Source organism: Pseudomonas defluvii (assembly GCF_001695625.1).
GTDB lineage: Bacteria > Pseudomonadota > Gammaproteobacteria > Pseudomonadales > Pseudomonadaceae > Aquipseudomonas > Aquipseudomonas defluvii.
Map to the genome: position 1 here is coordinate 53332 of NZ_MBPN01000005.1, position 19841 is coordinate 73172.

A 19841-nucleotide genomic window follows, 5' to 3' on the forward strand; every position below is an offset into this window, starting at 1 on the left:
GCTCGCGGCAGATGGACTCAACGAAGTGTATCAGTGCCTGTCGCCTGGCTGGCCTCTTGTTCTCGGCGGGCCACCCATTGTTCGATCAGTTCACGCAGTTGTGACAGCTCAACGGGCTTGGCCATATGCCCGTCCATGCCCGACAGGCGTGCACGCTCCTTGTGCTCGGCAAGGATATGCGCGGTCAGGGCGACCACCGGCGTGCGTTTGCGTTGGGTGTTGGCTTCCCAGGCGCGCAACTGCTGGGTGGCGGAAAAACCGTCCAGCACGGGCATTTCGCAATCCATCAGGACCAGGTCGTAGCGCTGAGCTTTCATTGCCGCCAAAGCCTCTTCACCGTTGCTGGCCGTGTCGGGCTCCAGGTTGAGCTTGCCCAGCATGCCCCGAATGACCTTGGTCGAAATGCTGTTGTCTTCGGCAACCAGGATGCGAAAGTCGCTGGGCATCTGCAGTGGCTGATAGCTGAACGATGCGGCGTGCGGCAGGTGTGGCCCTTTGGCCCGCTGGCTGAGTTCCTCGGCCAGGGTCGTCTTGAGGGTATAGCCGGCCACAGGCTTGGCCAGGATCCGCTTGACCCCGGCGTTGCGCGCGATGATCTTGCTTGGCGCATTGCTGATGCCGGTGAGCATGATCAACAGGATGTCGTGGTTCAGGCTCGGGTCTTCCTTGATTTTGGCGGCAAGTTGCATCCCGGTCATGCCTGGCATGTTCTGGTCGAGCAGTACTGCATCGAAGTAGTCCCGCAGATGGGCCTTGGTGCGCAGCAGGGCCAGCGCTTCCTTGCCTGATGGCACGGCACTGACGTTCATGCCCCAGGCACTGCACTGCTGTACCAGTACTTTTCGGCAGGTGTCGTTGTCATCCACCACCAGCACGCGGGCGTCACGCAGCGGGCCGTCCAGGTCGGCGGCGGGTTGTTCCAGGCGCTGAGGATCCAGCGGCAGGGTTATCCAGAGGGTGTTGCCCTGATTGGTGCTGGTCTTGATGCCGAACTCGCCGTGCATCAAGGTGACCAACTGCTTGGCGATGACCAGGCCCAGATGCCCGCCCAGCTTGCTTTCGGAGAGGTAGTGCCGGCTGTTCAGCTCGGCTTGCAGCAAGGCATCGCGATCACTGTCGGCCATCGGTTGGCCGCTGTCCTGTACGGCAATGCGCAAGCGAGGAGTGTCAGTACGTTGGTCCAGGGCGATCACCAGTAGAATTTCGCCCTGATCGACCGTCTTCAGCGCATTCTCCAACAAGCCCAGCAGGGCCTGGCGCAGGCGTGTCGGGTCGCCACTGATAACCCGGGGAACTTGCGGCTGGGTGAAGCTGATCAACTCCACATTCTGCTGTTCGGCCTTGGCCCTGAAGATACCCAGGCAATCTTCGATCAGGGCATTGAGGTCGAACTGCACGTCGTCGAGTTCGATCTGCCCGGACTCCAGCTTGGAGATGTCGAGGATTTCGTTGATCAGGGTAAGCAGTTCGTTGCCGGCGCTATGAATGGTTTGTACGTAGTCACGCTGCTTGACCGACAGCGGAGTGCCCAGCAGCAGTTCAGTCATGCCCAGCACACCGTTCATGGGCGTGCGGATTTCATGGCTGATCCTGGCGAGAAACTCGGCCTTGGCGTTGACCTCTGCATTGCTCGCGGCCAATGCGCGGCTGGCACTGAAGCGCGCTTCTCTGATGGTACGCAAGCGCTCACTGACGGCCATGTTCAGCAGCAAGCCACTGAGCGCGGTCAGCCCGAGCAGGATGAACAGTAACCATTGGGTCGGCGTACGTGTGAGCACCAGCAAGGCCGGGAGCACGACCAGGCAGCCGATGTTGAACACCAGCATGGCCAAGGTGAGCAGCCTGGCTGGCGCATACCCCTTGTAGCATTGATAGCTGGCCACCAACAGCATGCTCAGGCTGCCTAACGCCATCAGGGCGTAGGTCATCAGGTTCAGCGGCAGGGTATCGACAAACAGCAGCACCAGGCCGCAGAGGCTGATCAGGAGCAGGTCTGCCTGCAGCAGGCGAGTCAGGCGAGGCTGATCGAAGCCATTGAAAAAACGAGCGGTAAAGACCAGGCCGCACAGCGTTGCCAACAGCGCTGTCAGGTACGCCGCAGGGGTTTGGGCAGAATGCCAGAGGTTGATCCAGGGGCTGCCGAGGTTCAGCAGAATCAGTGCGCTGAACAGCATCAGGCCCTGATACGCGGCCAGTGCCAGGCTGGTGGTTGAGCGTGAATAGGCGAAACGGGCGAGGTTGTGCAGTATCAGCATGCCAATGCAACCGAACAGCAGGCCGAACATTACGGCTTCACGCTGGTCGGCGGCGGCTTCGGCAGCAGGTTGCAGGGTTATGTCGGGGCGCAACTGGTGTTCGGAAACCAGCCGTAGATAGACATCCAGTGGCTTTGCACTGGTGGGCAGTCGTAACAAGTGGTCACTGCTACGCAGCACGGGTTCGCTGGTGTCACCGACGCGGCCGTTGAGAGACTGCTTTAGCAGCACGTTGCCATCCAGCACATACAGATCAAGGCTGGACAAGTCCGGAGCGAAGACACGCAACAGTTGTTCGTTCTCGCCCGGGGGTAGCCGATAGTGCAACCACAGTGCGTGATTGGGGGCGGCAGCGTTGAGTCGGCTGATCTGGATAGGGCTGAACTGGTTTCGGTAGCGTTCGGAGCGTACATCGCTCAGTTGCAGGTTGGCTTGCTCGTCAAGCAAAACGGCCCAGCCACCGCTATGTTCGGCAGACGCCGGAAACAGGCAGAACAGGGTCAGCAGGCTGACGGTGAGGCCAATGGCAATCCTGAGCCAACGCACGACGAAATCCCTTCCTTAGCTGAATGCCGGGGTACCACTATGCGCGGCGGGCCGAGACGAAGGCAAGGCCCGCGCGGGGCCTTGTCGTCTGGTCGGGTACGCCAGGCGTACCCGTGGTCTCGTTTTACTGCTGATGTTCACCGCGCTCACGGGCAATGGCACGGTAGCCAATGTCGTTGCGGTAGAAGCTGCCTTCCCAGCTGATTTCACGGGCCAGGCGGTACGCTTGCTGCTGTGCGGCTTCAACGGTTTCGCCCAGTGCTGTGGCACAGAGTACACGACCGCCGGTGGCGACGATTGCGCCATCCTTGAGTGCGGTACCCGCGTGGAACACCTTGCCGGTCAGTTGGGCAGCAGCGTCCAGGCCGTGGATCGGTGCACCTTTGGTGTAGTCGCCCGGGTAGCCGCCAGCTGCCAAGACCACGCCCAGGCTTGGCTGCGGGTTCCACTGTGCTTCGACCTTGTCCAGCGCCTTGGCGAATGCGGCTTCGATCAGCAGCACCAGGCTCGACTCCAGGCGCAGCATGACGGGCTGGGTCTCCGGGTCGCCGAAACGGCAGTTGAACTCGATGACCTTCGGGTTGCCCGCTTTGTCGATCATCAGACCGGCATAGAGGAAGCCCGTGTAGACATTGCCTTCCTCGGCCATGCCGCGAACGGTCGGCCAGATCACCTGATCCATGACCCGCTGATGCACCTCGGCGGTTACGACCGGTGCTGGCGAGTAGGCACCCATGCCGCCGGTGTTCGGGCCGGTATCGCCGTCGCCGACGCGCTTGTGGTCCTGGCTGGTGGCCATCGGCAGCACATTATTGCCGTCGACCATGACGATGAAGCTGGCTTCTTCGCCATCGAGGAATTCCTCGATCACTACGCGCGAACCGGCTTCACCGAAGGCGTTGCCAGCGAGCATGTCGCGTACGGCGTCTTCGGCTTCTGCCAGGGTCATGGCAACGATCACGCCTTTGCCCGCGGCCAGGCCGTCGGCCTTGATCACGATCGGTGCGCCTTTTTCGCGCAGGTAGGCCAGTGCCGGTTCGATTTCAGTGAAGTTCTGGTAATCGGCGGTCGGAATCTTGTGGCGTGCCAGGAAGTCCTTGGTGAACGCCTTGGAGCCTTCCAGTTGGGCGGCACCCTTGGTTGGGCCGAAGCAGTCCAGACCACGGCTGCGGAACAGATCGACGACGCCAGCGACCAGCGGGCCTTCCGGGCCGACGATGGTCAGGGTGACGTTTTTCTCGGCGAAGTCAGCCAACTGCTCCAGCGCGGTGACGTCGATGGCGACGTTCTCGCACTTGGCTTCGGTAGCGGTACCGGCGTTGCCTGGGGCGACGAAGACTTTCTCGACGCGTGGGTCCTGGGCAACTTTCCAGGCCAGGGCGTGTTCACGACCGCCGCTGCCAATAATCAAAACCTTCATGTCAAAACCTCGATGACGCTAATTCTGGAAACTGCGGGAGCCAGCGTTGTGGCGATGGGCGCGTTGCAGTCCTGGGGACTGCACGCGGCCTGTATCGCTGACAACGCCGGCGCCTGAGCGCTTAGTGGCGGAAGTGGCGCATGCCGGTGAAGACCATTGCAATGCCGGCTTCGTCAGCGGCAGCAATGACTTCTGCATCGCGCATCGAGCCGCCTGGCTGGATCACGGCAGTGATACCCACTTTAGCTGCATTATCGATGCCGTCACGGAACGGGAAGAACGCGTCCGAGGCCATGACCGCACCCTGCACCTGCAGGCCGGCGTGCTCAGCTTTGATCGCAGCAATGCGCGCGGAGTTGACGCGGCTCATCTGGCCTGCGCCAACACCGATGGTCTGACGGTTCTTGGCGTAGACGATCGCGTTGGACTTGACGAACTTGGCCACTTTCCAGGCGAAGATCAGGTCGTTGATTTCCTGTTCGGTCGGCGCGCGCTTGGTCACGACTTTCAGGTCGTTGGCCGAGATCATGCCATTGTCGCGGCTCTGCACCAGCAGGCCGCCGTTGACGCGCTTGTAGTCCCAGGCGGCAGCACGCTCGGCAGGCCATTCGCCGCAGGTCAGCAGGCGCACGTTGGCTTTGGCTGCAACCACAGCGCGGGCTTCGTCGCTGACGCTTGGGGCGATGATCACTTCGACGAACTGACGCTCGACGATGGCTTTGGCGGTTTCGCCGTCCAGTTCGCGGTTGAAGGCGATGATGCCGCCGAAGGCCGACTCGGTGTCGGTGGCGTAGGCCAGCTCGTAGGCCTGGCGAATGCCGCCCTCAGGGCTGACAGCCACGCCGCATGGGTTGGCGTGCTTGACGATGACGCAGGCCGGCTTGACGAAGCTCTTCACGCACTCCAGCGCGGCGTCGGTGTCGGCCACGTTGTTGTACGACAGCTCTTTGCCTTGCAGCTGTACGGCCGTCGAGATGCTGGCTTCGGCTGGCTTGGCTTCAACGTAGAACGCCGCGCTCTGGTGCGGATTCTCGCCGTAGCGCATTTCCTGGGCTTTGACGAACTGGCTGTTGAAGGTGCGCGGGAATTCGCTGCGGCCTTCGGTGGTCAGGGTTTGCGCCGACTGGTTGATGGTGCCCATGTAGTTGGCAATCATGCCGTCGTAGGCTGCGGTGTGCTCGAAGGCCTTGAGCATCAGGTCGAAACGCTGAGCGTAGGTCAGGCCGCCGGCCTTGAGGTTTTCCAGGACGCTGGCGTAATCGCTGGCGTTAACCACGATGGCGACGTCTTTGTGGTTCTTGGCCGCCGAACGCACCATGGTCGGGCCGCCGATGTCGATGTTCTCGATAGCGGTCGGCAGGTCGCAGCCTGGCTTGGTGATGGTGGCTTCGAAGGGGTAGAGGTTGACCGCGACCAGATCGATCGGCTTGATCCCGTGCTGTTCCATGATCGCATCGTCGGTACCGCGACGACCGAGGATACCGCCGTGGATTTTCGGGTGCAGGGTCTTGACCCGGCCGTCCATCATTTCAGCGAAGCCGGTGTAGTCGGCGACTTCGACTGCAGCAACGCCGTTGTCCCGGAGCAGCTTGAAGGTGCCGCCGGTGGACAGGATCTCGACACCGAGTTGTTCCAGTTCGCGGGCGAATTCAAGGATCCCGGTCTTGTCGGAAACGCTGATCAAGGCGCGGCGGATCGGCAGGCGGGTGGTCTGGTCGGTCATTTCAGATTCCATAACGCGGTGGTTTCAGCAAAAAAGGCGACCTCATCGAATGGGAGCCGCCTTTTCTGGTTTGGATTCATGCTTAGAGCAGGTCGTACTGCTTGAGTTTCTTGCGCAGCGTGCCACGGTTGAGCCCGAGCAGTTCACTGGCTTTGGTCTGGTTGCCCTTGACGTAGTTCATCACGCTTTCGAGCAACGGCGCTTCGACTTCCGAGAGCACTAGGTTGTACACGTCCGTGACGGCAGCACCCTCGAGGTGCGCGAAGTAGTTGTGCAGCGCCTTCTCCACGCTCCCGCGAAGGGTCTGGCCCTCTTCGCTCGGGGTGTTGAGGTGCTGTTTCAGGTTGACGTTGTCGCTCACGGGCGTTGTTCCACTCACTAAAGTCTCGGTCATCATCGTCATGCGGCCACCCCTTGTCCGTCCTCTGTCTCAAGGCTTTGTTCACGTTCACGGAAAAAGGCGTGAACGTGGGCGCACTGCGCTTGCGTATCGTCCAAACGATTGAACTGGGCGCGAAACTCCTTGGCGCCCGGCAGCGTTGCCAGATACCAGCCGACATGCTTGCGGGCAATGCGTACGCCCATCACATCGCCATAGAAGGCGTGCAGCGCGGCCAGGTGCTCCAGCAGAATTCGTTCCACTTCATCCAACTGCGGTGCCGGCAAGGTTTCACCGGTGCGCAGGTAATGCTCGATCTCGCGAAAGATCCATGGCCGCCCTTGGGCTGCCCGGCCGATCAACAGGCCGTCGGCTCCAGTGGCGTTCAGCACCACACGGGCCTTCTCTGGCGAGGTGATATCGCCGTTGGCAAAAACCGGTATCGACACCGCCTGCTTGATCGCCGCGATGGTGTCGTATTCGGCTTCGCCGGTATACAGGTCGGCGCGGGTGCGTCCATGGACCGCCAGCGCCTGGATGCCGGCCTGCTCGGCGATTTTCGCCACGGTCAGGCCGTTCTTGTTTGCACGGTCCCAGCCCGTGCGGATCTTCAGGGTGACAGGTACGTCCACCGCGGCAACTACCGCATGGAGGATTTCACTGACCAAGGCTTCATCTTTCAATAAAGCAGAGCCTGCGGCTTTGTTGCAGACTTTTTTTGCCGGGCAACCCATATTGATATCAATGATCTGGGCGCCAAATTCCACGTTGGCCCGGGCCGCCGCCGCCAGCATCTGCGCATCACCACCGGCGATCTGTACCGAGCGTGGCTCGGGATCACCTTCGTGGATCATGCGCAGACGCGACTTGCGGCTGTTCCACAGGCTCATGTCGCTGCTGACCATTTCCGAGACAACAAGCCCCGCGCCCATGCGTCGGCAAAGCTGACGAAAAGGCTGGTCCGTCACCCCGGCCATCGGCGCGAGGATCAAGGCATTCTGCAGTGTGTAGGGGCCGATGCGTACCGCCGACATAGGAGTTCCCTGTTGTGGGGCCGGATCATTGGAGTTCGAAAAAGGGATCGCATGATACCCGCTCTCGATGACTGGATAAAGGTCGATTTGGATAAAATCTGAACAGCTATGAGCTTATTCCGACCGGTTACGAGGGCTCGGCAGGCGCCACGAATATGGCGCCGGAGCCCGGAATTACTCGGGCGAGCGGAAACTCAGGCTGTAATTGACGGCCTTTGGCCCCGGATCGAGGATGTCCAGTGCGATGTGAATAGGCGTCTGGCTGGGCATTTCCCCCTTGCCCGCCAATTCGCCACTGAGGTATTCGGCCGGCTTGAAGCGGCGACTGGCAATCAACTGGCCATTGAGGTCGGCGAAGCGCAGTTCCAGCAGGGGAAACGGCTGGGAGAAGGGAGCACGGTTGTAGATGATCGCGTCGACGATCAGTGCGCCAGTGAAATCCGGGTGGCTGCGGACCACCAGGTTGCTGCTCTTTATTCGAGCGATATCGACTTTTGACGGCACGCTGCAGCCCAATTGCGGGCACAGTTGCTGGAACCACGGGCGGTACTGATCCTGACGAGCCAGTTCATCGAAGTGGTACGCAATGTACTGGGCGGCGAGGCCGGAGGCGGCCAGCAGGATCAACAGGCTCCAGAGCAGGCGGCGGCCCCACGAGTTGCGTGGCTTTTGCCAATCGAGCTGCAAAGGGTCGTCTACCAGATCGAGCAATGGCTCCTTGCGCGCTGGTCGACCGGACATCGCCCCCAACCCGGGTTCCTGACGTTCCTGTTCGACCGCTGGTGCTTCATCATCGGCATGCAGGGTGTCGTGTGCCGACAGACGGTCGCTCGGAAGGTCGGGCTCATCGTCGTCGGTGCCATGCGCGCGGCGTGGCTCGTCATCGAAGTCGTTTGAGTCGAGCGACAGGGAGGGTTCTGTGCGTTCCCCCTGAGCCGGTTCGTGGTCTACCGGCTCATTGTCTATCACGGGGGGATGAGACGCTTCCTCCGCGGCTACGGGTGGCTCGTCTGCCGGGTTGCCGAACAGGTCGTCGGCCAGTGGCGGTTCATCACCGTCGCGGCTGGCGCTGAGGCCGGTATCACGTCGTGCTGGCCCCTTGAGCTCGGTGATGGGCTGGATTTCGCGCTGTTCCAGGCGCGCCAGCTCTTCATCGAGGTCAAGGTGGTCGAGGTCCAGTTCGGCCGCGCGCCATTCCCGTTGGCTGATCGCCGGGGCTGGCGGATTTGCCGCCGGCGCGCTGAGCGGCGCAGGTGGCTGCTCGGTTTCGGCGGCCTTGTTCGCAGCCTGCTGCTCAAGCAGTTGGCGGGCAGCGTTGAACACTTGCAGACAGTTGCCGCAGCGCACCACACCGCGCGCCACACTCAGTTGAGTGTGGCTGACGCGGAAACTGGTCTGGCAATGGGGGCACTGGGTGACGAAACTGTCGGTCATGCGGCGATCCGAATTGTGCAAGCGTCCATTCTAGGTGCTCTTAGCGACGGCGACCACTGATACGCACCCAGCCATCGCGTTCGGCGATTGGGTCCAGCTCGAAGTCATTGGCATAGGCGGCTGCGACCTCTGCGCCTTGCTCGGCGAGAATGCCGGACAGTGCCAGCAAACCACCAGGGCGAACCAGGCTGGATAGTTGCGGCGCCAGCGAAACCAGTGGGCCGGCGAGGATATTGGCGACCAGTACCTCGGCCTGCATGGCGGGCATCTGCTCTGGCAGGTAGAGCGGGAAGCGTTCATCGGCGATGCCGTTGCGCCCGGCGTTGTCGCGGGAGGCCTCGAGGGCCTGCACGTCGATATCGGTACCGACGGCCTGGCGCGCACCGAGCAACAGTGCGGCGATGGCGAGGATGCCCGAGCCGCAGCCGAAGTCGAGGACTTCACGGCCTTGCAGGTCCTGGCCGTCCAGCCATTCCAGGCACAGCGCGGTGGTCGGGTGGGTACCGGTGCCGAAGGCCAGGCCCGGGTCGAGCAGCAGGTTGACCGCTTCGGGCTCTGGTGCGGCATGCCAGCTTGGCACGATCCACAGGCGCTTGCCGAAGCGCATTGGCTGGAAGTTGTCCATCCAGCTACGTTCCCAGTCCTGATCCTCGATCACCTCGGCGTGGTGCTCCGGCAGCTCGGCGCCGGTCAGCAGGCGCAGGTGGGCAAACACCGCGTCGGGCTCGGCATCGGCTTCGAACAGGGCCAGCAGGTGGGTGTGCGACCACAGTGGGGTGGTGTTGAGGTCCGGTTCGAAAATTGGCTGGTCTTCGGCATCCATGAAGGTGACGGAGACGGCGCCGACTTCGAGCAGGGCGTCTTCATAGGTTTCGGCTTGTTCCGGGCTGATAGCCAGACGTACTTGCAGCCAGGGCATGGCGTTTACCTTTGGGAAATCTACAGGGGCAGCCAACGGCTGCGTCAAGCGCGCCAGTTTACATGAGTGCGAAGGGTTTGGCGTAGAGGGGATGCATCACCGGCAAGGCCGGTGCCTGCAGACGCGCAGGCACCGACATTGCTGGCGTGATTCAGCGTTTTGATGGCGAGACGATGATCTTCACGTTTTCCTCTTTATTGTTCACCAGCTCGTCAAAGCCGCGCCCGACGATCTGTTCCAGGTCGATGCGCCCTGTCACCAGCGGGGTAATGTCCAGCCGCCCGTCGGCGATGAACGCGATGACGTCAGCAAACTCACCGTTGTACGCCAGGGCGCCGAGGACCTGTTTCTCGGTCGAGACCAGCTCAAAGAAATTGAACTCGCTCGGTTCTTCGAAGATCCCCACCAGTACGCACTTGCCTGCCTTGCGGAGGGTGTCGATGGCCAGTTTGGCGGTGTGCTTGTTGCCGATGCACTCGAAGCTGACATCGGCACCCAAGCCGTTGGTCAGGGCACGGATCTCGGCCAGGGCATCGCATTCCTTCGGATCGAGCACCACGCTGGCGCCCACCTCCAGGGCCTTGGCCTTGCGTGCGGACGACATTTCCAGGGCAATCACCTTGGCTGCGCCTGCCGCTTTGGCACACATGATGGTGCACAGGCCGATGGTGCCGGCGCCAACCACGACGACAGTCTGGCCAAGCAGGTTGCCGGCTTTCTTGACCGCATGCATGCCCACCGCCAGGGGCTCGATCAGTGCGCCGGCCTCCCGAGGGAAACCGGCCGGTAGTTTGTACAGCAGGTTGGCCGGTACGTTGACGCGCTCGGCGAATGCACCGTTGTTCATCAGCCCGGTAAAGGCCAGGCGCTCGCAGATGTTGTACAGGCCGTGGGTGCAGTAGTAGCAGGTGCCACAGTGCTGGCAGGCATCGGCGGCGACCGGGTCGCCGACGGCATAGCCTTCGACGCCGTCGCCGAGCTTGAGGATTTCGCCACAGAACTCGTGGCCCAGGATGCATTGGCCCTGGATGCCGGTCAGTGGGTGCGGGGCTTCGACCGGAATGAATACCGGGCCGGCCACGTATTCGTGCAGGTCGGAACCGCAGATGCCGCACCAGTCCACTTTGATCTGAACCCAGCCCGGCGGTGGGTCGGCGGGCAGTGGTACGTCTTCGACGCGGATATCGTGGCGGCCATGCCAGACGGCGGCACGCATGCTAGCGGTGTTGGAAAGGTCGTTCATGACGTTATCTCCCTGATTGCTCGACGGCCTGAAGGAATGCCAGCAGGCACTGGTTGACCTCTTCGGCGGCTTCCATCTGCAGCATATGCCCCTGGCCGGGGAGGATCTTGACCTGTGCCGGTAGACCGTCCACATGGCTGGCCGGGATGATTGCGTCTTCGGCGCCCCAGAGCAGCAGGCTTGGCTGCTGCTCGACCACCACGCGCAGGTCATGCCGTTGTTGGCCGTTTTCGCAGATCATTTGGGCCAGTTGTCGCAGCGCGCTGTCTACGCCTTCAAGGCGCTTGAACTTGAGCATGTCTTCGAGCATTTGGCGGGTGACCAGCCCGGGGTCGGAGAACAGCTGCACCAGTTGCGGTTTGAGTGCGTTGCGGTTGCTGGCCTCGACAAAGCCTTGCAGGTAATCGGCATTGATTTCCCGGCCCAGGCCTGCGCTGGCCAGCAGGCTCAACGAGTGCACCCGGGACGGCGCCAGGCGTGCCAGGTTCAGTGCTACCGCGCCGCCCATGGAGTGCCCGGCCAGATGCACCCGTTCGATGTCCAGATGGTCGAGCAGGGCCAGTACGGTTTGGCTCAACTCATCCAGATCGCCCCGTTGCAAGGTCTTGCCGGACTCGCCATGACCGGGCAGGTCGAGGGCAATGACGCGGCGTTCGGCGGCCAGGCTCGGGTGATTGAACAGCCAGTTGTTCAGATCGCCGCCAAAGCCATGCACCAGCACCAGGGGCGTGCCACCCTGGCCGAGTTCGAAATAGCGCAGGGTGCGCCTGTCCAGATCGATTTTCTGCGGTGCCGGGCCGCTGTCCTGTTCGCTATCGCCGCCGGGGACGAACGCCTCCTGGAAGCGCTGCACAACCTGATCGATGTCTGCGTCGCTGGCCTCGCCTTCGACCACCACCGCGAGCAGGGCACCGACCGGCAAGGTTTCGTCGGGCCGGGCGATCTGTCGGCGCAACACCCCGCTGAACGGGGCTTCGACGCTGCTGGAGATCTTGTCGGTCTCGACATCCAGCACTTCGTCGCCCTTGTTGATTTGCGCGCCTTCTTCCACCAGCCAGGCATCGACCCGGCCTTCGGTCATCGACAGGCCCCATTTGGGCATGGTCAGGGTGTGGATCTGGCTCATGCCGCCTTCCTCCCGGCCATGACCTTGTGCACCGCGGCTTCGATCTTCGCGGCTGTCGGGATATAGAGGTCCTCAAGGGCATCGGAGAATGGCACCGGTGTATGTGGTGCGGTGACCATTTCAATCGGTCCTTTCAATGCGGCGAAGGCTTTTTGCGCGACCAGCGCGCTGATGTCGGTGGCCATGGAACAGCGCGGGTTGGCTTCGTCGATCACTACCAGGCGACCGGTTTTTTCCACGCTTTCCAGAATGCTGTCTTCGTCCAGCGGGCTGGTGGTGCGCAGGTCGAGTACTTCGCAATCGATGCCCTGGCGGGCCAGGCTGGCGGCGGCATCCATGGCCAGATGAACCATGCGCCCGTAGGTCACCAGGGTGATGTCGTCGCCGTCACGCAGGTAGTTGGCCTCACCGAACGGGATGGTGTAGAGCTCTTCCGGCACCTCGCCCTGCATGCTGTAGAGCAGTTTGTGTTCACAGAAGATCACCGGATCGTTGTCGCGGATCGCCTGGATCAGCAGGCCCTTGGCGTCATAGGGCGACGATGGGCAGACCACTTTAAGGCCGGGGATATGTGTCCACAGCGAGGTGAGCATTTGCGAGTGCTGGGCGGCTGCGCGCAGGCCCGCACCCACCATGGTTCGCATGACCAGCGGGGTGACCGCCTTGCCACCGAACATGTAGCGGAACTTGGCCGCCTGGTTGAGGATCTGGTCGAGGCAGCAGCCGGCAAAATCGACGAACATCAACTCGCACACCGGGCGCAGGCCTTGGGTGGCAGCCCCGACAGCGGCGCCGACATAGCCGATCTCCGACAGCGGGGCGTCCAGCACGCGCCCCGGAAATTGCGGGTACAGGCCTTTGGTTACGCCCAGTACGCCACCCCAGGCATCCTCGGCGCCGGGTGCGCCGGCACCGCCTGCGACGTCTTCGCCAATGATGAAAACGCTGGTGTCGCGACGCATTTCCTGGGCCAGTGCTTCATTGATGGCCTGCTGGTAAGTGATCTTTCTCGCCATGATGATTCTCCACGTATTTTTGTTGTTGGGGTGGCTCAGGGGTAGGACACGTACACGTCGCTGAGCAGGTCGGCGGCTTCGGGTTTGGGGTCGGACTTGGCGCGGCGTACCGAGTCTTCGATCAGGTCCTCGACCTGGCCATCGATCTGGTCCAGTTGCTCGGTGCTGAGCAGGCCGGCGCGCACGGTGCGTTCACGGAATTGCATGAGGCAGTCGCGGGTTTCTCGCAGGTTTTTCACCTCGTCCGGGGCCCGGTAGGTCTGGGCGTCACCTTCGAAGTGGCCGTAGTAGCGGGTCAGCTTGACCTCTACCAGTGAGGGGCCTTGCCCGGCGCGGGCGCGGGCAATGGCGGCACCGGCAGCTTCATGTACGGCAAAGAAGTCGTAGCCATCGATGGTCACCCCCGGCATGCCGAAACCGGCAGCGCGGTCGGCGATGTGATCGCAGGCCACCGACCAGTTCGACGCAGTGGCTTCGGCATAACCGTTGTTCTCGGCGACGAAGATGCAGGGCAGGTTCATGATCGACGCCAGGTTCATGGCCTCGAACACTGCGCCTTCGTTGGAGCCGCCATCGCCGAAGAACACCACGGCAACGTCATCGGTGCCCTTGAGTTTGGCCGCCAGTGCCGCGCCTGCTACCAGCGGCGCACCTGCACCGACGATACCGTTTGCTCCGAGCATGCCTTTCTCCAGGTCGGCGATGTGCATCGAGCCGCCCTTGCCGCCGCAGACGCCGGTTTTCTTGCCGTAGATCTCGGCCATCATCCCGTACACATCGACGCCCTTGGCAATGCAGTGGCCGTGACCACGGTGGTTGGAGGCAATGCAGTCGCTGTCGCGCAGGTGTGCCATCACCCCGGCGGCGGACGCTTCCTCGCCGGCATACAAGTGGACGAAACCGGGAATCTCGCCAGTGGCGAACTCCACGTGCAGGCGTTCTTCAAAGGCGCGGATGGTGCGCATGACCTGATAGGCATGCAGCAGTTGTTCGGTGGACAGGTGAGTGGACATCTTGTTGTTCTCCAGGGTTGTCTCAGCACGGTTGATTCGCAGGGTGTTGCGGGTGTTCACGGCCAACGGCCAACAGGCGATGGCGGGCGGCGTAGGCGAGCACCGCTTCGACATCGATGCTCAACGGGCCATGGCCGTCGAGGGTGATGGTGGGGCGGTCCTGCTCGCTGAACTCGATTTCGCGTTCACCGTCCAAGGCCAGGGTGCCGCTGGCAAGGCTCAGTGAGTGGGCCACGCCAGGTGTCAGGGTGCCGGCGGCGGTGACTCCGCAGCCCAGCAGCAGGCCGGGTGCCAGCGGTGCCAGCAGGGCCTGGTCGGCGTGGGGGTGCAGGCGTACCCAGGCGCCCTCGGGGGCATTTCGGGGTACCGGACACCACAGCCCGCACAGTGCCGAGAGGCCGATGGCATGAGGTTCGGCGAAGGTCACGAAGACTTCCGCAAGGTCTTCCGTGCGGCTGATGGCGCGGGCACCGACAAAACGTTGTGGCGACACCGCGACGTCCACCAGCGCCCATTCACAGATACCTCGGTTGGGTTCGCGCACGAGCAGGCGTTTGTTGCGCCGCAGGCTGACCGGTGCCGGCACCCGGCCACTGGCATAGAGGCCACCGGCCAGGCCTGCGCTGGTGGCTTCGCGCAGTTCAGGAAAGGCATTGTTGGTGCCGGTGGAGAGCGTCAGCAGTGGGATGTCACCTACCTCGGCAGCCACTGCCTTGTGGGTACCGTCGCCACCCAGCACTGCAATGAGTGTGGCGCCCTGCTCGACCATCAGGCGGGCGGCCAGGCGGGTATCCTCGACGGTCTGGCGCAGCGGCATGTCGAGGATGCGCAGCTGTGGCCAACGCTGCTGGGCAGCCTGTGGCCCGAGGCCCGCCTTGAGTACGGCAGCGGCGATACCGGTCATGTCCGGCGGCAGCAGCACCTGGTCAACCCCGGTCGCGGCAAAGGCCGCCAACAGGCGTTGCACGGCCGAGGCCTTGTCGGTGCTGGAGTAGAGCCCAGCGTTGGCAGTCAGTCGGCGCAGATCGCGACCCGAAGCCGGGTTGGCGATGATGCCTACGGTGAGAACGGGATGGCTCATGGGCACACCTTTGGTTTTGTTTGTCAGGGCTAGAGCAAGCGCGGTGCCAAGGTGCCTTGAGCGATGCGCAAAGGGCCGTTCCAGAGCGGTTTTGTAGTGAGGTTGGGCGCGCGCGTGGCACGGTGCGGCAAGACGCTGGGTGTCAGTCGCAGGGGCCGTTTGCTGAGACGCCGAGACGCTGCGTCTCACAGAGGCCATGGCGCAGGCAGTGCTTGTCGAGGTCCGGCAATGGGCGCTTAATGGGCCGCATAACGACAAGAACACGAGAACCGGAGGCCCCATGCTTGCCGCGAACTCCAAGGCCCACGTCGATTGCGTCAGCCGTGTGCTGAAGAACGCCGATCGTCTGCCTCAAGCGCCGGTCCCGGCGCCTATCCTCGACTCCTGGCGCCGCTCCATGGAGCAGCACCGTCTTGACCCGGCCTCGCTGCAAGGGCCACGTATCCTCTCGCAAAGCTCGCTGAATGAATGCCGCGAGCGCGCCGAGCTGTTCCTGCGCATCGCCAGTGATGCTGTGGCACGCCTGCACGGGCGGGTGCGTGATGCCGACTACTGTGTGCTGTTGACCGATGCCCAGGGGCGCACCATCGACTACCGCGTCGAGTCGACGATTCGCAACGACTGCCGCAAGGCGGGCCTTTACCTGGGTACCTGTTGGTCGGAAGGCGAGGAGGGCACCTGTGGCGTGGCTGGGGTACTGACCAGTCATGCACCGGTCACTGTGCACAAGCGCGATCACTTTCGAGCAGCCTTCATCGGCCTGACCTGCTCGGCTGCCCCGGTATTTGACCCTCAGGGCGCCCTGTTGGGCGTGCTCGATGTCTCGGCGCTGCAATCGCCGGACGACCGTCGCAGCCAGCACTTGATCCGGCAGATGGTCGTCCAGAGTGCGCGTGAGATCGAGAACGCCTTTTTCATGCACAACGCCGAACAGCATTGGGTGTTGCGCGCTCACAGTGCGCCTGGCTACGTCGACAGCCAGCCAGACTTTCTCCTGGCCTGGGATGCCGACGGGCGCTTGCAGGCGCTCAACAGTGTGGCCCGGCGGGTGGTGCTTGAGCAGTGCGGGCAGGTGCCGGAGCACATTGGCCAGTTGTTCGACCTGGAGACCCTGCGGGCCGCGACCGACGAGGCGGCCCAGCGTTTGAACTGGACTGCCGCCGGTGGCGAAGTACACGCCCGGGTCAGTTCGCCACGACGCCAGCCAGTGCAGCGGGCGACTCGAATTGGACAGCTTGCGGTCGATCCGCGAGTGACGGAAGCCTTGCGCCTGGCGACGCGGGTCAAGGACTGCAACCTGGCGGTGCTGGTCCAAGGTGAGACAGGCTCGGGCAAGGAGGTTTTTGCCCGGCAGTTGCATCAGCGCAGTGCGCGAGCGGAAGGGCCTTTTGTGGCGCTCAACTGTGCGGCAATCCCCGAGAGCCTGATCGAGAGTGAGTTGTTCGGCTACGTCGCCGGAGCCTTCACGGGGGCCTCGACCAAAGGGATGCGTGGGCTGCTGCAGCAGGCTGATGGCGGTACGCTGTTTCTCGACGAGATCGGTGACATGCCGCTAGGTCTGCAAACGCGTTTGCTGCGGGTGCTGGCTGAGGGTGAAGTGGCCCCTCTTGGGGCTTCACGGCGTGAGCGGGTGGATATTCAGGTGATCTGCGCCACGCACCGCGACCTGGTTGCAATGGTGGCTGCGGGCAGTTTTCGAGAGGACCTGTACTTTCGGTTGGCCAACGCCCGTTTTGAACTGCCGCCGTTGCGCGAGCGTAGTGACTTGTTGGTATTGATCAATCAGGTGCTGGAAGAAGAGGCGAAAGCCTGTGGTGTGCAGGTGGGGCTTGGGGCGGCGGCGCTGGAGTGCCTGTTGAGCTACCGCTGGCCGGGTAATCTGCGTCAACTGCGGCAGGTGTTGCGGTATGCCTGTGCCGTATGCAGTGCCGGCACCTTGCAGGTGGAGGACCTGCCGCTGGACGTGCGCGGTGCGCAGTGCCCGGCACCCGAGCAGCAGCGGGTCAGCCCGCAGCGGCAAGTGCTGCTTGACGCGCTGGTGCGTCATCGTTGGAAACCGGGTGATGCTGCGCGCGCGCTGGGAATCTCGCGGGCGACGTTGTACCGACGGGTGCATGAACATGGCATTGAAATGCCAAGGATGCAGGCGCCGCGTACGTGAGTCCCCTATAAAACAAAAAGCCCCTGGCCTTTCGGTCAGGGGCTTCTGTACATCACTTTCGGATCACTCCTGGTTAGCCAGTTTGTGTTCCAGATAGTGAATGTTCACGCCGCCTTTGCAGAAACCTTCATCACGCACCAGGTCGCGGTGCAGTGGAATGTTGGTTTTGATGCCATCAACGACGATCTCGTCCAGGGCATTGCGCATACGGGCCATGGCCTCGTCGCGGTCTTTGCCGTAGGTGATCAGCTTGCCGATCAGCGAGTCGTAGTTCGGCGGTACGCTGTAGCCGCTGTACAGGTGCGAATCGACACGGATGCCGTTGCCGCCTGGCGCGTGGAAGTGCTTGACCGTGCCTGGGCTCGGGATGAACTTCTTCGGGTCCTCGGCGTTGATCCGGCATTCCAGCGAGTGGCCGCGAATCACGACGTCTTCCTGGGTGAACGACAGCTTGTTGCCAGCGGCGATGCTCAGCATCTCCTTGACGATGTCGATGCCTGTGACCATCTCCGAAACCGGGTGCTCCACCTGAACACGGGTGTTCATTTCGATGAAGTAGAAGTTGCCGTTTTCGTAGAGGAACTCGAAGGTGCCAGCACCACGGTAGCCGATCTCGATGCACGCCTGGACGCAGCGGGCAAAGACTTCCTGACGGGCTTTCTCGTCGATGCCTGGTGCTGGTGCTTCTTCCAGCACTTTCTGGTGACGACGCTGCAGCGAGCAGTCACGGTCGCCCAGGTGGATGGCATTGCCTTGGCCGTCGGACAGTACCTGAACTTCCACGTGACGTGGGTTGGTCAGGAACTTCTCCAGGTAGACCATGGAGTTGCCGAACGCAGCACCGGCTTCGGTACGGGTCAGTTTGGCCGAGGCAATCAGGTCCTCTTCCTTGTGCACCACACGCATGCCGCGACCACCACCGCCACCGGCGGCCTTGATGATCACTGGATAGCCGACTTCACGGCCAATGGCCAGTGCAGTCTCTTCGTCTTCCGGCAGTGGGCCGTCGGAGCCTGGTACGGTCGGTACACCGGCGCGCTTCATGGCGTCCTTGGCCGAAACCTTGTCGCCCATCAGGCGAATGGTGTCGGCTTTTGGGCCAATGAAGGCAAACCCGGAGTTTTCTACCTGCTCGGCGAAGTCGGCGTTTTCCGCGAGGAAGCCGTAGCCTGGGTGAATGGCGGTAGCGCCGGTCACTTCAGCCGCGGCGATGATTGCCGGGATGTGCAGGTAGGACTGGCTGGCCGAAGCCGGGCCGATGCAAACCGATTCGTCGGCCAGGCCCAGGTGCATCAGCTCGCGGTCAGCCGTGGAGTGTACGGCGACGGTCTTGATGCCCATCTCTTTGCAGGCACGCAGGATCCGCAGGGCAATTTCACCGCGGTTGGCGATCAGAACTTTTTCCAACTTCGCAGGTTTCAACATCGTTGGCTCTCCGCGGTTCAAACGATGGTGAACAGCGGCTGGTCGAACTCAACCGGCTGGCCGTCTTCTACCAGAATGGATTCAATCACACCGCTGGTTTCAGCTTCGATGTGGTTCATCATTTTCATGGCTTCGACGATGCACAGGGTGTCGCCTTTCTTCACGGTCTGGCCAACTTCAGCGAAGTTTGGCGAGGTTGGCGAAGGCTTGCGGTAGAAGGTACCGACCATTGGCGAGCGAACCACGGTGCCGTTCAGTTTTGGCGCGGCGGCAGCTTCGGCAACCGGGGCTGCAGCAGCTGGTGCAGCGGCAGGTGCGACGGCAGCAGCCATAGGGGCTGGCGCGTAGTACTGCTGAGCTGGAGTCTTGCTGTGGCGGCTGATCCGTACGGATTCTTCGCCTTCCTTGATCTCCAGCTCGTCGATGCCGGACTCTTCCAGCAGTTCGATCAGTTTCTTGACTTTACGGATATCCATGAATCATCAACTCCCAAGGTTCGGTCAGGGGCGTATAAACGTGTAATCAAACGTTTCTATGAGCCCGGCCAATGGGCCAGGTACTCGTTATCAGGGCTTTGCGTTCGCTGCCAATTGCTCCAGTGCAGACTCCAGGGCCAGCCGGTAACCGCTAGCGCCCAGGCCGCAGATCACGCCTACGGCGACATCTGAAAAGTAGGAGTGATGGCGAAAAGGTTCACGCTTGTGCACGTTAGACAAATGCACTTCGATGAATGGGATGCTCACCGCCAGCAGCGCGTCACGTAATGCGACACTTGTGTGCGTAAAAGCCGCCGGGTTGATCAGGATGAAGTCCACGCCTTCGTTGCGTGCGGCGTGGATACGGTCGATCAACTCGTACTCGGCATTGCTCTGCAGGTACTGCAGGTGGTGGCCAGCGGCACGGGCGCGCTGTTCCAGGTCCTGGTTGATCTGATCCAGGGTCACGGCACCGTAAACACCAGGCTCGCGGGTGCCAAGCAGGTTCAGATTGGGGCCATGCAGTACCAGTAGCGTTGCCATCTGCGGATCCTTTTTTATTCGTGCGAACACATCAGCGCGGCGACTAT

The 19841-nt window shown here is 62.3% G+C and carries 16 protein-coding genes; 1 reads left to right on the forward strand and 15 read right to left on the reverse strand.

Going from position 1 to position 19841, the window contains the following annotated elements; genetic code table 11:
- Window positions 1–17: 17 nt before the first annotated feature.
- The 12 genes from EKA13_RS02370 to EKA13_RS02430 form a co-directional block, all read right to left on the reverse strand.
- Window positions 18–2801, reverse strand: coding sequence for a hybrid sensor histidine kinase/response regulator (locus EKA13_RS02370; protein WP_065757939.1), 2784 nt, complete (start codon window positions 2799–2801; stop codon window positions 18–20).
- Between the two features lie 124 nt (window positions 2802–2925).
- Entirely contained in the window at window positions 2926–4221 is a 1296-nt protein-coding gene (purD, locus tag EKA13_RS02375; protein ID WP_065757940.1) for a phosphoribosylamine--glycine ligase, read from the reverse strand.
- Between the two features lie 121 nt (window positions 4222–4342).
- Window positions 4343–5944 (reverse strand): bifunctional phosphoribosylaminoimidazolecarboxamide formyltransferase/IMP cyclohydrolase, encoded by a 1602-nt coding sequence (gene purH, locus EKA13_RS02380; RefSeq protein ID WP_065757941.1) that lies wholly within the window; start codon window positions 5942–5944, stop codon window positions 4343–4345.
- Window positions 5945–6026: 82 nt separating this feature from the next.
- A complete protein-coding gene (fis, locus tag EKA13_RS02385) occupies window positions 6027–6347 on the reverse strand; it encodes a DNA-binding transcriptional regulator Fis (RefSeq protein WP_003186237.1) in 321 nt (106 codons plus the stop codon).
- A complete protein-coding gene (gene dusB / locus EKA13_RS02390; protein ID WP_065757942.1) occupies window positions 6344–7357 on the reverse strand; it encodes a tRNA dihydrouridine synthase DusB in 1014 nt (337 codons plus the stop codon). The genes fis and dusB overlap by 4 nt, the downstream gene beginning before the upstream one ends.
- 174 nt (window positions 7358–7531) lie before the next feature.
- Window positions 7532–8791 (reverse strand): DUF3426 domain-containing protein, encoded by a 1260-nt coding sequence (locus EKA13_RS02400; protein WP_065757943.1) that lies wholly within the window; start codon window positions 8789–8791, stop codon window positions 7532–7534.
- 40 nt (window positions 8792–8831) lie between these two features.
- On the reverse strand, window positions 8832–9710 hold the full coding sequence (gene prmA / locus EKA13_RS02405) for a 50S ribosomal protein L11 methyltransferase (RefSeq protein ID WP_065757944.1): 879 nt from the start codon (window positions 9708–9710) through the stop codon (window positions 8832–8834).
- Between the two features lie 151 nt (window positions 9711–9861).
- Complete coding sequence (locus EKA13_RS02410; protein ID WP_245704297.1) at window positions 9862–10926, reverse strand: 2,3-butanediol dehydrogenase; 1065 nt, start codon at window positions 10924–10926, stop codon at window positions 9862–9864.
- 31 nt (window positions 10927–10957) lie between these two features.
- Window positions 10958–12079, reverse strand: coding sequence for an acetoin dehydrogenase dihydrolipoyllysine-residue acetyltransferase subunit (locus EKA13_RS02415; protein WP_065757946.1), 1122 nt, complete (start codon window positions 12077–12079; stop codon window positions 10958–10960).
- Window positions 12076–13095 (reverse strand): alpha-ketoacid dehydrogenase subunit beta, encoded by a 1020-nt coding sequence (locus tag EKA13_RS02420; RefSeq protein ID WP_065757947.1) that lies wholly within the window; start codon window positions 13093–13095, stop codon window positions 12076–12078. Before EKA13_RS02420 ends, EKA13_RS02415 begins: the two co-directional genes overlap by 4 nt.
- A gap of 35 nt (window positions 13096–13130) precedes the next feature.
- Window positions 13131–14108 carry a thiamine pyrophosphate-dependent dehydrogenase E1 component subunit alpha gene (locus EKA13_RS02425; RefSeq protein WP_065757977.1) on the reverse strand — a complete coding sequence of 326 codons (978 nt, stop codon included), beginning with the start codon at window positions 14106–14108 and terminating at the stop codon, window positions 13131–13133.
- 22 nt (window positions 14109–14130) lie between these two features.
- A complete protein-coding gene (locus EKA13_RS02430) occupies window positions 14131–15189 on the reverse strand; it encodes an ATP-NAD kinase family protein (RefSeq protein ID WP_065757948.1) in 1059 nt (352 codons plus the stop codon).
- 280 nt (window positions 15190–15469) lie between these two features.
- Here EKA13_RS02430 and EKA13_RS02435 point away from each other — a divergent pair, with 280 nt between their 5' ends.
- Window positions 15470–17350 (forward strand): sigma-54-dependent Fis family transcriptional regulator, encoded by a 1881-nt coding sequence (locus EKA13_RS02435; protein WP_065757949.1) that lies wholly within the window; start codon window positions 15470–15472, stop codon window positions 17348–17350.
- Between the two features lie 63 nt (window positions 17351–17413).
- Here EKA13_RS02435 and accC read toward each other — a convergent pair whose 3' ends face one another.
- The 3 genes from accC to aroQ form a co-directional block, all read right to left on the reverse strand.
- Entirely contained in the window at window positions 17414–18775 is a 1362-nt protein-coding gene (gene accC, locus EKA13_RS02440) for an acetyl-CoA carboxylase biotin carboxylase subunit (RefSeq protein ID WP_065757950.1), read from the reverse strand.
- A gap of 17 nt (window positions 18776–18792) precedes the next feature.
- The gene (gene accB, locus EKA13_RS02445) at window positions 18793–19251 is read right to left on the reverse strand and encodes an acetyl-CoA carboxylase biotin carboxyl carrier protein (protein ID WP_065757951.1); all 459 of its coding nucleotides are present in this window, start codon (window positions 19249–19251) and stop codon (window positions 18793–18795) included.
- Between the two features lie 90 nt (window positions 19252–19341).
- Complete coding sequence (gene aroQ, locus EKA13_RS02450) at window positions 19342–19794, reverse strand: type II 3-dehydroquinate dehydratase (protein WP_065757952.1); 453 nt, start codon at window positions 19792–19794, stop codon at window positions 19342–19344.
- Window positions 19795–19841 lie beyond the last annotated feature (47 nt).